General features: G+C 43.1%; 12 protein-coding genes and 3 pseudogenes. 6 read left to right on the top strand and 9 right to left on the bottom strand.

Annotated features, from left to right (window positions below; genetic code table 11):
- The first annotated feature begins 13 nt into the window (after positions 1-13).
- Entirely contained in the window at positions 14-1,741 is a 1,728-nt protein-coding gene (asnB, locus tag M1B78_RS10435; protein WP_257940630.1) for an asparagine synthase B, read from the top strand.
- Between the two features lie 68 nt (positions 1,742-1,809).
- Here the strand turns inward: asnB and M1B78_RS10440 are convergent, their stop codons facing one another.
- Positions 1,810-1,902 (bottom strand): smalltalk protein, encoded by a 93-nt coding sequence (locus M1B78_RS10440; RefSeq protein ID WP_005837261.1) that lies wholly within the window; start codon positions 1,900-1,902, stop codon positions 1,810-1,812.
- 40 nt (positions 1,903-1,942) lie between these two features.
- Positions 1,943-2,446, bottom strand: a complete 504-nt coding sequence (locus M1B78_RS10445; RefSeq protein WP_257940631.1) for an HU family DNA-binding protein — start codon at positions 2,444-2,446, stop codon at positions 1,943-1,945.
- Positions 2,447-2,577: 131 nt separating this feature from the next.
- On the opposite strand from M1B78_RS10445, the gene tnpA reads away from it, so the two are divergent.
- The 3 genes and pseudogenes from tnpA (at position 2,578) to tnpC (ending at position 4,873) form a co-directional block, all read left to right on the top strand.
- Entirely contained in the window at positions 2,578-2,904 is a 327-nt protein-coding gene (gene tnpA / locus M1B78_RS10450; RefSeq protein ID WP_257940632.1) for an IS66 family insertion sequence element accessory protein TnpA, read from the top strand.
- A gap of 4 nt (positions 2,905-2,908) precedes the next feature.
- The gene (gene tnpB / locus M1B78_RS10455) at positions 2,909-3,256 is read left to right on the top strand and encodes an IS66 family insertion sequence element accessory protein TnpB (RefSeq protein WP_081023387.1); all 348 of its coding nucleotides are present in this window, start codon (positions 2,909-2,911) and stop codon (positions 3,254-3,256) included.
- A gap of 73 nt (positions 3,257-3,329) precedes the next feature.
- Positions 3,330-4,873, top strand: a pseudogene (gene tnpC, locus M1B78_RS10460) (IS66 family transposase).
- Between the two features lie 221 nt (positions 4,874-5,094).
- On the opposite strand, the gene M1B78_RS10465 reads toward tnpC, so the two are convergent.
- From M1B78_RS10465 to M1B78_RS10495, 7 genes are all read right to left on the bottom strand, one after another.
- Positions 5,095-6,399 (bottom strand): FRG domain-containing protein, encoded by a 1,305-nt coding sequence (locus M1B78_RS10465; RefSeq protein WP_257940633.1) that lies wholly within the window; start codon positions 6,397-6,399, stop codon positions 5,095-5,097.
- Positions 6,400-6,669: 270 nt separating this feature from the next.
- Complete coding sequence (locus M1B78_RS10470) at positions 6,670-7,950, bottom strand: DegT/DnrJ/EryC1/StrS family aminotransferase (RefSeq protein ID WP_257940634.1); 1,281 nt, start codon at positions 7,948-7,950, stop codon at positions 6,670-6,672.
- 109 nt (positions 7,951-8,059) lie between these two features.
- A complete protein-coding gene (locus tag M1B78_RS10475) occupies positions 8,060-9,067 on the bottom strand; it encodes an ATP-grasp domain-containing protein (RefSeq protein ID WP_257940635.1) in 1,008 nt (335 codons plus the stop codon).
- A gap of 32 nt (positions 9,068-9,099) precedes the next feature.
- Positions 9,100-9,984, bottom strand: coding sequence for a 1-aminocyclopropane-1-carboxylate deaminase/D-cysteine desulfhydrase (locus M1B78_RS10480; protein ID WP_257940636.1), 885 nt, complete (start codon positions 9,982-9,984; stop codon positions 9,100-9,102).
- Positions 9,962-10,555 (bottom strand): GNAT family N-acetyltransferase, encoded by a 594-nt coding sequence (locus tag M1B78_RS10485; RefSeq protein WP_346015111.1) that lies wholly within the window; start codon positions 10,553-10,555, stop codon positions 9,962-9,964. The genes M1B78_RS10480 and M1B78_RS10485 overlap by 23 nt, the downstream gene beginning before the upstream one ends.
- Before the next feature lie 5 nt (positions 10,556-10,560).
- A complete protein-coding gene (locus M1B78_RS10490) occupies positions 10,561-11,184 on the bottom strand; it encodes a sugar transferase (RefSeq protein WP_257940637.1) in 624 nt (207 codons plus the stop codon).
- Positions 11,185-11,803: 619 nt separating this feature from the next.
- Complete coding sequence (locus tag M1B78_RS10495; RefSeq protein ID WP_257940638.1) at positions 11,804-12,937, bottom strand: glycosyltransferase family 4 protein; 1,134 nt, start codon at positions 12,935-12,937, stop codon at positions 11,804-11,806.
- Positions 12,938-13,117: 180 nt separating this feature from the next.
- On the opposite strand from M1B78_RS10495, the pseudogene M1B78_RS10500 reads away from it, so the two are divergent.
- A pseudogene (locus M1B78_RS10500) lies at positions 13,118-13,330 on the top strand (DUF4372 domain-containing protein); the annotation flags it as partial.
- 19 nt (positions 13,331-13,349) lie between these two features.
- A pseudogene (locus M1B78_RS10505) lies at positions 13,350-13,484 on the top strand (IS4 family transposase); the annotation flags it as partial.
- Positions 13,485-13,546 lie beyond the last annotated feature (62 nt).

Below are 13,546 nucleotides of genomic sequence, written 5' to 3' on the forward strand. Positions count from 1 at the left end.
ATTTTTAATTCTCATGTGTGGAATAGCAGGAATCTTCAACATACAGTCTCAAACTCCTGAGTTGAGAAACAAAGCGCTACGGATGGCGCAGAAAATCCGTCATCGCGGACCGGACTGGAGTGGTATCTACGTAGGCGGCTCCGCCATCCTCGCCCACGAACGCCTCTCCATTGTCGACCCGGAATCCGGCGGACAACCCTTGTATTCACCCGACCGCAAGCAGGTGCTTGCCGTCAACGGCGAGATTTACAACCATCGCGACATCCGTGCCCGTTATGCCGGAAAATACGCCTTCCAGACCGGTTCCGACTGCGAAGTCATCCTTGCCCTTTACAAAGACAAAGGCATCCGCTTCCTCGAAGAACTGAACGGCATCTTCGCCTTTGCCCTCTATGACGAAGAGACGGACGATTACCTCATCGCCCGCGACCCCATCGGCGTGATACCCCTTTATATAGGACGCGACAAAGACGGACACATCTACTTCGGCAGTGAGCTGAAAGCTCTTGAGGGTTTCTGCGATGAGTACGAGCCTTTCCTTCCCGGCCACTACTATCGTGGGTGCGAAGGCAAGATGCACCGCTGGTACACCCGCGACTGGATGGACTATGCCGCTGTGAAGGACAACTATACCCCTGCCGCCGAACGCAACGCCGCGCCGGCTTCGATAGGCCAGACAGCCTACGGCACACAAGTCACTGCCGTGCACGACGCCCTTGAAGCCGCCGTACAGCGCCAGTTGATGTCCGACGTCCCCTACGGTGTCCTGCTCAGTGGCGGACTCGATTCTTCCGTCATCTCTGCCATCGCCAAGAAATATGCCGCCAAACGCATCGAGACAAACAACAAGGCAGATGCCTGGTGGCCGCAGCTCCATTCCTTCGCCGTCGGCTTGAAGGGTGCTCCCGACTTGATTAAAGCCCGCGAAGTGGCCCGTCATATCGGTACCGTGCATCACGAGATAAACTATACCGTTCAGGAAGGCCTCGATGCTGTCCGCGACGTCATCTATTTCATTGAGACTTACGACATAACCACTGTCCGCGCCTCCACCCCCATGTATCTGCTGGCACGTGTCATCAAAAGCATGGGCATCAAGATGGTACTCAGCGGCGAAGGTGCGGACGAGGTGTTCGGCGGTTATCTTTACTTCCACAAGGCGCCCACCCCGCAAGCCTTTCACGAAGAAACCGTGCGCAAGCTCTCCAAACTACATCTGTACGACTGCCTCCGTGCCAACAAAAGCCTTGCAGCCTGGGGAGTGGAAGGACGTGTCCCCTTCCTCGACAAAGAATTCCTGGATATTGCCATGCGCATCAATCCGGCAGTCAAGATGTGCCCCGGCAAGGAGATAGAAAAGAAAGTAGTCCGCGAAGCCTTTGCCGACATGCTCCCACAGAGCGTTGCCTGGCGGCAGAAAGAACAGTTCTCCGACGGTGTGGGCTACAGTTGGATTGATACGCTGAAAGCCGTCACTGCCGCTGCCGTCAGCGACGAACAGATGGCACATGCAGCCGAACGTTTCCCGATACATACCCCGCAAAACAAGGAGGAGTATTACTACCGCACCATCTTCGAAGAGCATTTCCCCAGTGAAAGCGCAGCCCGGAGTGTTCCCAGCGTACCCAGTGTGGCATGCTCCACCGCCGAAGCGCTGGCATGGGACGCCTCTTTCCAAGGAAAGAACGACCCCAGCGGACGAGCAGTAGCGGGGGTACACGAAGAAGCATACAAGGATTAAAAAAAGAGCTGCCGACAGATTTCCTGCCAGCAGCTCTTCTCATTTTTTATTTATCAAATCCTATCGGACTAAAACATCATTGTCTGTCCGCCAATCACACCTGCCACAGCACTCGCTACGGCAATAATAAGTTTCAAAATCACATTCCACGTTTTCTTCATAAAGATTATCCATTATCCAATTAATAATTCATAGCTACTGTTATCCCAGTGGATTCTCACCTTGGTCTCCATCCGAATCCGAGCCTCCTCCTTCCGAACCGGAGCCGCCATCTGTAGAAGTCTTCCCCTTAAGATAATCATCCAAACTCACCAAATCCAGCCTTTCTCCAGCGCGGGTAGCAGCCTTCGATATCTTCAGTTCCCTATTCGCCTGAAAACAGATACGGACGCTCTCCACACTCTTGGCTGTCACGTCATCAGCCTTTTCCTCACCTTTCGATTTGGCTGCCAGTATAAAGACACCCAGCCCGACTATATTAACCGTCTTTCCTTCCAGCAACTGCTCTTTCAGCTTTTCCACAAAGTTCTGCATCGTACTCTTGATGTCACCGATAGACAGAGAAGAGCGGTCCTGCATCTTCTGCGCAATAAATGCCAAATCCACGCTTTGCCCCAATGTCACCAACTGCGGATAATACTTCTTGGGAGAGTTTTCAACCCTGGGGTCCGACGGTCTCTCCACCGTCCTGAAAATTACACTCATACTTTTTTTCTTTAGAGATTTAAATTCGTTTTCCTATTCGTAAGCATCCGAATAAATCCCCGTTGTTTCAGTTGTAGTTATGTGCGACCTTTGCATCAGCAATAGTGCTCATAACTACAATTGTTTCATTTATGACAAGAAGTGATTTTTTGCAGTTGCAGGAATTGCAACGCAACAGCGGACTTACCTTGATGAAGTATCTTCGAGAAAACGGTCTGAGTTATTCCACTTATAATTATTGGAAACGTAAGTTTCTATACCAGGAATCTGAAGAATCCGAGGTTTCTTTTGCTCAGGTTTGTCTTCGCCCGTCCATGGAAGTCGCATTGACTTCTCCTACAGGTCACATCACCTTACGGTTTCCTAATGGTGTTCATGTGTGCCTTGATACAGGAATGGAAGAGAGTGCTTCCCGATTGATAACTTCTTATCCCTACGGCCATGTTCTGCCTGAATGACACAATGCGCTACTTCTTATGTCCTAGCAGAACCGATATGCGTAAAGGTATCAGCTCCTTGTGTGGTGTGGTGCATGAGCGTATGGGCTGTAGCGTGAAGAATGGGGATGTGTTCATATTTATCGGTAGCAGCCGCAAGCAGATGAAGCTCCTCCATGCCGAAGATGGTGGACTTGTGATGTACGTGAAGCGTTTGGAGGCCGGCCGTTTCAAGATTCCCCTTTATGACAAGGAAACGAAATCCTATCCGATGGAATGGCGTGACCTTGTCGTGATGGTTGAAGGCATCCAGGAATCTCCCGAGAACCGCTTGAGGCGCCTTCGGGCCGAAAGAAAAGAGTATATTGTCTGATTAAAACCAGTCAAAGATTTGCCCGGATAAATAAAAACCTGTATCTTTAAATATTATTCAAAAGGTACGGACAATGGAAGAAAAGGAGATATTACTCAAGACGATAGAGGCGCTGAATACTACAGTTTCCTCCTTGTCCGCAACAAACACCTCCCTTCAGAAACGCATTGATGAGCTGACGGCACAGGTCGCCTGGCTGAACCGTCAGCTCTTTGGCCGTAAGTCTGAAAAACTCTCCCCGTTTGATCCGAACCAACTTGACCTGTTCAGTGGACAGGTTCCTGAAAAAGCCTCTGAAATCAAGGAAGCGCATGACATTGCCGTTGGGGCTATCAAGGAAACGGCAGAGGACAGGAAACGTGAGCGGAGGAACCGCAAAATGATGGAAGACCTTCCCGTATTGGAACGGGTGGTCATCGAACCGGAAGGCATCGGCTTGAATCTGTACAAGAAAACCGGTGAAGAAGTCACACGTGTGGTGGAACACAAGCCGGGTCAATTGTACATCAAGGAAATAGTACGTCCAAAGTATGGCTTGAGGGACAATACGGCACTTCCTCCAAACGGAAAGAAATCCGTTGAAATAGCGGCCATGCCCTTGCTTCCAATCAACAAAGGAATACCCGGACCTACGTTGTTGGCAGAAATCCTCCTGCAGAAGTATGAATACCACCTTCCGTTCTACCGTCAGGTCCGACAGCTCCGACACTTGGGATTTAAGGCAAGTGAAAGTACGATAGACGGTTGGTTCAAACCGGCTGTAGAACTGCTCAAGCCCCTTTACGAAGTGCTCAAGTCGGAAATCATGAAGTCCGGTTATCTTCAGGGGGATGAGACAACGGTTCCGGTATTGGACAAGACCTCCCAAGCAATAAGGAATATTTGTGGATGGTCAGGGCTGTAGTACAACGGCTGGTGCTCTTCCATTACAACAATGGTTCAAGAAGCGGTACAGTAATAGAGGAATTGACCAAAGGTTATAAAGGCTACTTCCAATGTGATGGTTTTGAAGGGTACGAATCCGCCTTCAAGACCCGCCCCGATGTGCTTATAGTCAACTGTATGGCCCACATACGCCGGCATTTTGAGCAGGCACAGAAAGAAAATAAAGAAATGGCGGCATATGCCTTGAAGGAAATACAGCTTCTTTACAGAGTGGAGCATGAATGTGACGAAAGGGAACTGATCACAGAACAGCGTAAGGAGACACGCTTAAAGAAGTCCAAACCTGTCATGGACAATCTTAAACCATGGATGGAGACGGAAGGAATCAAGCATAGTTCCAACTCACTGACAGGAAAAGCCATCACTTACGCCTATACCCGATGGGACAACATGATGCGTTACCTAATGGACGGAAGGATACGTATCGACAACAATCTGGCGGAAAATGCCATCCGTCCAATTACATTAGGTAGAAAGAACTGTCTGTTCTGTGGCGATCATGAGGCTGCTGTCAGTATGAGTGTCGTCTGTTCACTGCTGGCTACCTGCAAGGCACATGAAGTAAATCCGAGGAATTACCTGAATGATGTTATTGCAAGGATGCCATATATGCAGAAAGCATCGTATGATGAACTGGTGCAACTCCTACCGCACCGATGGAAAAAGGAATGACTGTTACTACCATATACTAGCAATGGCTGCATACTCTAACGAAAGAGTTGCGGCCATTGTTGTTAGTGTACTTTATCGGATGCTTACTCCTATTCACACGTATCGTTGATTAACGATACAAAGGTGAGGATTAAAAACCATGTAGCCAAAGAAAAAAGGTGCTTGGGAGTAGTTTTTCTGAGAAAAGTGCATATAGTTGAGATAGAATGTCACCATTTACTTCATATCCACCAATCCTTTTCCGTCAGATACAGATTACCAAACATATCCTCCATTCTTGCTGGAACTTTTGTCCATTGGGTATTGTCGGGGGCTTTCATCTTTTTTCTCGTACATGGAGTATTGGTGTAGTTTTTCCACTCAGCACCTTCAGGACCATCAGGACATGTTATCATCAAAAGCATTTGCTGGGTTTCCAACTGCTTCAAAGATCTGAATGCATGCTCATTATGTATGCCTACAATACGTTGCTGCCCGTCGTTGCTATCTTCAACACCTTCATGTTCAAACCATTGCTTTCGGAAAATGGTAGAAGCCATCGATTTACCTAAATCGTTGTTCCATCGTTCGATTATTTGAGTACGTTCCTCTGCGGTAAAGACCACATCTTCAACTTTTGTTTTTAACTTGATGCCGTTTGGCAAGCACTTCTTCAACTTATTGCCAGAAAATCCTTTAGGTCTGTAGTCGCAAAATGTTTCGTTGAACACACCGAATGAAAAGACTTCCTGCTTAGTAATTGACTTTGCTTTATCCACTAATTCATCTTTTATCCAAAGTCCATCACCATCAGCAAATTTTCTGTAGTAAGCTTCCGACTCCTCACATGTGAACGTAAACCTATACATATACGCTTTCAAGCTTTCCTCCTTTGACAGATGCAAGCCATACCCTTGCTGTGCTCCAGGACGTCTGAATGCCTGCAAACCAATAGGCTTGATACTTCCATTTAAGAATCCGTTCCCATCCAACATAGGGATTGGTTCATTATCGAATATCGGCAGAAAGACATATAGAACAGCCTCATGCTCCTTGCCATCATTATGATAGCAGTACCTGTCATGTTCGCTGTCGTAAGGACACATTGCAAAAAACAATGCCACCTCCAAACTACTTGTCAAATCCAGAACCGAGGTCTTTAAACCATAATGTTGCGCCAACCCTTCTTCATCTACAAGAAATCTATGTTTCCGGAAAAACTGCTCCACTACAGGGTGGGATGCCAATAAACGTCGGAACACCACAAGGCGCATCCTCTCCACGAACACTTCTACATCTGTCGGATTACCACGATAAAGCGAAGGCGAACAAGGAATATACTCTTCACCTTGACCGCGGAAGAGAAAATGCAAAGTTCCTACTTGAGGAATTAAACACTTCGTATCCCCTTTCCCTGTTAGTACAGCCTCAAAAGTTCCACCGCACTTCTGCTCGAGAATAGCTTTATTCGCAGGTGTATGCTCATACATTAAATCCCGCTTTACTATCTCGTTGTGGATAGTTTGTATTAGTTCTGATAAAATCATAATCCTGTTCTTAGAATTCCTGTCTCAGCTACATGATTTTTAGGATATGTAGTTCGCAAAAAACTTTTTGTCGTTCGTCGCGAATCCTTAATATTTTTATAGTAACAGACTTTATTTATTGATTGCAATTTTTGACAAAGATATTTGGCTGTATTGAGATATCCTAAATAATAATCAACTATTTAAGCATCATACCTTGATTTATCTGTCTTCTGAGGCCAGAACAAATAACTAATGAACTGCCAAACACCAATAAAAAACTGTTTCATATTAATTGATAATCGCCTCCTTGATGCAATCAACAATATAACGTACATCATCATCCGTCACATACGGACCAGCTGGCAAACAGAAACCAATCTTAAAGATTTCTTCCGACACACCACTCACGTATGCCACAGCATCAGCGTATACCGGTTGCTTATGCATCGGCTTCCACACAGGGCGACATTCAATCTTCTTCGAGAACATGAACATGCGAAGAGCCTCCACATTGGCGTTAGGCTGACAATCCGTAACAGCCGAATTTACCTCTTTAACCACACCGGCAGCACCACCTACGGCAGTTTTGATGACTTCCTTGTAAGCTTTCTCCTGACCTTGGATATAAATGTCCTCATCAAGAGTAGCTGCACAGAGCCAGAAGTTTGAGTCGTAACGAGAATCGGCAGGCTGTTCATGCAGATGTATACCTTTAACGTCTTTCAGCAGCTCCTTATATAGTTTTTGCACATGCTTGTGATGCGCAATATGATTATCGAGCACCTTCATCTGACCACGACCAACACCTGCACACACGTTACTCATACGGTAGTTGTAACCGATTTCCGTATGCTGATAATAAGAGTACGCATCGCGCGCCTGAGTAGCGTGCCACATAATATTGTTTGCATCCTCCTCGTTACGGCAAATCAACGCACCACCGCCCGAAGTCGTAATCATCTTGTTGCCGTTGAACGACAACACACCAAAACGACCGAACGTACCCAGCACCTGACCATTGAAGCGAGAACCCAGCCCTTCGGCGGCATCCTCAATCACAGGAATACCATACTTGTCTGCTATCGCCATAATGCGCTCACAGTCGTAAGGCATACCATAGAGTGCCACAGGAATTATTGCCTTCGGATACTTACCTATAGCCGCCTTGCGCTCAATGATAGCTTTTTCCAACAGCTCCGGATCCATATTCCAAGTTTCTCGCTCCGAGTCGATGAACACTGGCTTTGCACCAAGATAAGTAATAGGATGTGAAGAAGCACAGAAGGTAAACGACTGCACGCACACCTCATCCCCCGCCTTTACGCCACATGCAATCAATGCTAAGTGAACAGCAGCAGTACCGGCAGAGAGGCACACCACCTTTCGGGCAAGCTTTGAACCATCAGAATTCGCATTTGCAAAATCAGCAAGATTCTGTTCAAATGCGTTAACATTTGGCCCCATCGGAACCACCCAATTGGTGTCAAATGCCTCTTTGACATATTTCTGTTCCCATCCCTCCTCGCTCATGTGAGCAAGGCAGAGATATATTGTTTTATATTCTTCCATAATGTGTATTCAAATTATCTTTATTCTCGTTTTTGTAGCAGGAGGACAATCTTATTGTCCACATCTCGCATACACCTATTACCCATTTATTCTTAAAACCATCTAAGGATTACTTTATCTCCATGAGATAATCATTCTTCGAGAACATTCTGCCACATTCCGGTACTAACATCTGAGGATCCACCTCCTCACCCTTGAGCCACTTGATGATGGCCAATGGGAGATTAACACCTGCCTCATAACTGAAAGGAAAACCGCCACCAAAACGTGGGTTCAACTCCAGTACACAATAATCCCCATTAGCCTTCTGCATAATATCTACATCCAAGTTTCCAATGTGACCAAGGTTCTCACCAATCTTACGTCCTATCTCACGAACCTCAGGTAGATTACGAGTAATAGCCTTATCAGTCTCACCCGAACGCATAGCGAGTTTCTGCTTCACGCTTACACCCACGTTCTTACCATTCAGATCGTTCATCACGTCAAGACCAAACTCACTGCCAGTAAGCTTTTCTTGAATCATGATATACTCATCACCTACCGAAACCGTTGCGAGTATGGTTCTCTTAATCTTCTTCATCAAAAGATTATAATAAATATTCAGCTCTTCCATGTCAGCAATACTTTCGAGGCCGATAGAACCGCTCCCCCATCGAGGCTTCATAAAGAGCGGAAAAGTAATCTCACCTGAAGCTAAAGCTTTTTTGCAATCCTCCAAACACACATAAGTTTTGGGAGCAGTCAGTCCTAATGATTCTATCCACTGAGCCGTCTTATATTTATCGAAAGCAATGTCAATCACCTTAGGGTCACTCACTACCACCTTCACGCCAATCGCTTCGAATCTCGCTTTATTTTCAGCCAAAATAGGCAATTCAAGATCATTCAGTGAAAACAGAGCATCAATTCTCTGCTCTTCACAGATACGCAACGTTATATTTACGTACTCAGAATCATACACAGCAGGCACCTGCAACTTCATATCAGCGACTTGCAATGCAGGAGCTGTCAGTGACATGTCAGTAGCCACAATTTTATCACCCTCAGAAAGATTTTCTTTAAAGTATTTCAGCAGATACGTACGTCTACCAGCGCAAGTAAAAAGAATATTCATTATTATATCTCCTTCATATATTTGTCTATCTCCTATTTCATTATATTCATCAGTCCACCCGTATGCCAAAACACAATATTCTTGTCTTTCAGATGATACTTTTCTATTTCTTGCATCATCCCATAGAAGCCTTTGCCAGAGTAAGTGGTTGAGAAAACCAAACCAGTCTTTGCAGTTGTTTGATCCAAGTAGTCCTTCATTTCAGGAGTGAATTTCTCATAACCTCCACACAAATAGTCTGTATTGAAAAAAATACTCTCAGAATAATCTCTCTTCAAACCATAATGGGCAGCTAGCATATTAGCGAATTCTACAATCACTTGCTTGCCTCTGCCCTGTTGACGAGCCACAGAAATACCTACGCACTTCACATCCCCCCAACCAACGAGATCAAGTCCCACTACGATACCAGCCTGAGTAGAGCCTGTACCTGATGCCAAAAAGAGATAATCTGGCTTATAATCTATCCGCTCACATTGGTATTTCAATTCTAATACTGCATCCACAAAGCAAGTACCACCCGGAAGATTGTGACCACCGCCAGTCACGTAATACGGATTATAACCTTCTTCCTTCAACTTCTTCATTGCTCTATCCATTGCCACAGCTGTATCTTCCAGACGTATCAGTTCACACTCCGCACCACTCAATCTATCAAGTAAAGCATTACCTTTTTCGTTCATAAAACGTTCTTCACTGCCCTGAATACACAAATGACATTTCCAACCATTCTTTGCACACATCAAAGCCATAGCCCTGTTGTGATTACTCTGAATGCCTCCACATGTCACAATAGCATTATAGCCATTCTCACGTAAGAAGACCTCGTATGCCACAGCTTTGCGAGCTTTACTGCCCCCACCTACAAAAGGATATAAATCATCACGGACAACTCTAAGTTTTACCCCCCCCCACATCTATACAATTCATTATCAAGCTATTACAACCAATCATTAACAAAGGTATTTGGTCATAATCAAATTCCTTAGCAAGAAGACCATAATAAAAACGATCCTCGTAATTACCATCAACCATACGTTCTTCACGATGTGTACCTTCAAGTTTAAAACCCACAGACTCATACACTCGCTGCGCACCAATGTTTGTAGCATTTGTATAAAGAAAAACTTTGTTTAAATGCAACACATTAAAAGCATACTTGCACAAAAGGTAAGTCGCTTTTTTACCCAGTCCCTGACGTTGACGATTAGGATTGACAAATAAATACAACTCAGCCTTTCTACATGAGTAATCAATGCCAGTAAGTCCTGCCATTGCAAGAAGTTCACCTATTTCGTTAACAAACACACAATCCACACGTTTGTTATTACTCAAATTAGAACGATACCAATTAACAGTATTCTCTAATGAAATAGGAGGAGTAAAACCCATAGGAGGATAAACAGCGACATCATTCATCCACATTACCCTATCCTTTAAGTCACTTTCTTGCAATCGTCTCAAATACATCTGCCACCCCATATTCATTACTATTATTGTTTGTTCATTTTCTCAGCACGCTCTACACTAAGAAGCCTTCCTGTAGGAACAACCTCTATATCTTTGCTTATCAGTACATTTTTAATAGTTTTGAAGATTATTTTCAAATCCATCCCCAACGAAAAATGTTCCACATAGTACGCATCCATTTCCAAACGATCATCCCATTTCACTGCATTACGCCCATTCACCTGTGCCCATCCTGTAATACCTGGACGGACCGTATGACGCAAACGCTCATGCTCAGTATAATATGGCAAATATTCCAGCAAAAGCGGACGAGGTCCAATAAGTGACATATCTCCTTTCAAGACATTAATCAACTGAGGAAGCTCATCAATAGAAGTCTTTCTCACAAAACGTCCCACTTTGGTAATTCTCATCTCGTTAGGCAACAGATTACCATCAGCATCACACTCATCTGTCATACTTTTAAACTTAATGACTTTGAATATCTTGCCATTCTTTCCGGGACGTTCCTGAAAGAAAAAAACACCTGCACCTTTGTTGGCAAAGTGAAGCCATAAGGCAATTAATACCAATGGTAGTAATAAGACACTCAACGCCACAAAAGCAATACAAAAATCTATTATACGTTTAAAAAAATGTTTGTACATAAGAACCCTTCAAATTATCATAAATTCAGATATGTATATAATAAGCAATCAATTTAAGGTATCCCCTTTAAAAGGGCATATAAGTGTGCCAATCGTCAATTGTCAATGATAAGCCCTCTCTAAAATTCCTCGAACTCCTCTTCTGTCATCATCCGGCGCATGCTTTCCGGCAAGCGCATCAGGCAGTCGTGACGAACGCTACACCTTTTCTTATTTTTTGATAAATGGTGAGGCTCATCTTAGCTTCCTTACACAAGTATACACGCACAAATACGTGCCACATCAATCTTCTTTCCCCAGTTGAGGGAAGTAATGACATCGTTTGTCTATTGTTCCATTGTTAACATTATTGACATATGAAAATTATAGTATCAAGATTACATTGTGTGAACATCTGCAAAAAAAATGGCTAATAACCCCGAAAAATACACTGCATATTTTGAATACAGAAACACGGTTCATAAACCTCTATACTATGTCCGTAAACCTCAACTTTAGGGTTCGCCAAGTACACGTTCTTGAGTTGCATAATCAAGTTCTTCCTAAAGGGATTTTACCTTACGTTTGGCAGCCTTACGAAATTTGCATTCTTCAGACTTTAAGGTACATTAAACTCCAACTATATATTACACATTACAATATCTTTAGTTATTGATTTGTAATAATCTAATACAATTCTTATATCAAAGTCTTTTTTAGCTTTTGCATTTGACGCTTCTGCCATCTCTTTTTTTCTATTTTGTGGAAGTTCTATGAATTTTATCATCGCTTCCGCAAGAGCAATATGATTTCCTGGTGGTATTAAAAAGCCATTAACTCCATTTTCTACAGTTTCTTGGCATCCCGGATTAGTAGTCGTAATTATAGGACGCCCCATAGAACAAGCTTCCATTAAAGATCTATTAAGTCCTTCCAAATATTTGCTAACTAAAACCACTACCACTCCATCTCTGAGAACATAAGAAGGGACATCATTGGTCGTACCTAAATAGTTGATAAATCCATTATTATGATCACTTTTCACTATTTCTTCAGGAACCCCCATAGGACTATCTGTTGCTAAAGCTCCCAAAAGTTCTATCTCTATATTAGGATACTTACGTTTTATAATTTTAGCTGCTTCAACATATTCGGTATACCCCTTATCATAAAGAACTCGTGCTATCATTAAAAATTTCGTTGTTTCAAATCGCATTGGCTTATAAGGATAAAGATCTAAATTGACACCTTCTCCACCTTTAAACCAGATTAAATTATTAGGTTTGCAATAATTACCATTAAGAAGCACTTCTGCATTTGCAGCATTTAAACAAATGATCTTATTAGAACGTCTCAAACTAAATTTATACAAACTACGACCAATCCTTTTTTTTAATGAATTACCCTCAAATACATACCCCAAACCAGCCACCATAGCAACGCATGGTAATTTCAATAACCTTGCAGCTATTGTTCCATAAATATTTGGTTTAATTGTATAATGAAATATTATATCGGGAAGCTCTTTTTTATAAATCATATATAGCTCCCAAAAATATTTTAAATCAGAAAAGGGATTAATGCTATTCGGACTTAGCGATACAAGATTCACTTTCCATTTTTTAGAAAGCTTCTCCAATTCCACTTCTGTGACCTTCTGTTTAGCAACGACAATAACAATCTCATACCCCATTTTCTCATATTCATCAATAACTTCTTTACGAAAATGAATAAGGCCACTTAAACAATTATTACAAAAAAGAATTTTCTTCATAATTAGATATTTAAACATAGGACTTCACACAAATGATATTTCACTAATATATAGCATCATTACTGTCTCATTAAAATCTAAAAGAGTTCTTTGAAATATTTGAAATTTAGTTAGTTACAACGATTCTCCGAGCGAACGGACTTGAATTTGTAGCTTTGCATCAGATTAATCCGATGGCATATGTTCCAAGACAAATACGTCTTCGCTCAATTGGCTTCATTTCTGAATCGAAGTAAGTTTAACCGCATAGTCACCAAGTATGATGGTGACAAATATGTGAAGCGCTTCACCTGCTGGAATCAACTACTTGCTTTGATGTTTGTCCAACTTTCTAATTGTGAAAGTTGGCGAGATTTGATCGTTGCTCTTGAAGCCCATCATTCCAAATGTTATCATTTAGGAATGGGTAAAAATGTATCAAAGTCATCGCTGGCAAGAGCAAATCAAGATAGAGACTATCACATCTTTGAAGAATATGCTTACAACCTGGTTAGCGAAGCACGACAAAAGTGTGCTAATCATATTTTCAAACGTAAACGTCCTTTTTTCCGCATACAATTACTATGTCGACTGTAAAACAACCGATTACAAAGTTCTTAGTACGCGATA

The organism is Bacteroides muris (ex Fokt et al. 2023), assembly GCF_024704895.1.
Lineage (GTDB): Bacteria > Bacteroidota > Bacteroidia > Bacteroidales > Bacteroidaceae > Bacteroides > Bacteroides muris.

What these genes read in the sequence shown, in the direction of transcription:
- asnB (WP_257940630.1), top strand. Translation starts at nt 14, where the DNA reads ATGTGTGGAATAGCAGGAATCTTCAACATACAGTCTCAAACTCCTGAG.
- M1B78_RS10440 (WP_005837261.1), bottom strand. Translation starts at nt 1,902, where the DNA reads ATGAAGAAAACGTGGAATGTGATTTTGAAACTTATTATTGCCGTAGCG.
- M1B78_RS10445 (WP_257940631.1), bottom strand. Translation starts at nt 2,446, where the DNA reads ATGAGTGTAATTTTCAGGACGGTGGAGAGACCGTCGGACCCCAGGGTT.
- tnpA (WP_257940632.1), top strand. Translation starts at nt 2,578, where the DNA reads ATGACAAGAAGTGATTTTTTGCAGTTGCAGGAATTGCAACGCAACAGC.
- tnpB (WP_081023387.1), top strand. Translation starts at nt 2,909, where the DNA reads ATGCGCTACTTCTTATGTCCTAGCAGAACCGATATGCGTAAAGGTATC.
- M1B78_RS10465 (WP_257940633.1), bottom strand. Translation starts at nt 6,399, where the DNA reads ATGATTTTATCAGAACTAATACAAACTATCCACAACGAGATAGTAAAG.
- M1B78_RS10470 (WP_257940634.1), bottom strand. Translation starts at nt 7,950, where the DNA reads ATGGAAGAATATAAAACAATATATCTCTGCCTTGCTCACATGAGCGAG.
- M1B78_RS10475 (WP_257940635.1), bottom strand. Translation starts at nt 9,067, where the DNA reads ATGAATATTCTTTTTACTTGCGCTGGTAGACGTACGTATCTGCTGAAA.
- M1B78_RS10480 (WP_257940636.1), bottom strand. Translation starts at nt 9,984, where the DNA reads ATGTGGGGGGGGGTAAAACTTAGAGTTGTCCGTGATGATTTATATCCT.
- M1B78_RS10485 (WP_346015111.1), bottom strand. Translation starts at nt 10,555, where the DNA reads ATGAATATGGGGTGGCAGATGTATTTGAGACGATTGCAAGAAAGTGAC.
- M1B78_RS10490 (WP_257940637.1), bottom strand. Translation starts at nt 11,184, where the DNA reads ATGTACAAACATTTTTTTAAACGTATAATAGATTTTTGTATTGCTTTT.
- M1B78_RS10495 (WP_257940638.1), bottom strand. Translation starts at nt 12,937, where the DNA reads ATGAAGAAAATTCTTTTTTGTAATAATTGTTTAAGTGGCCTTATTCAT.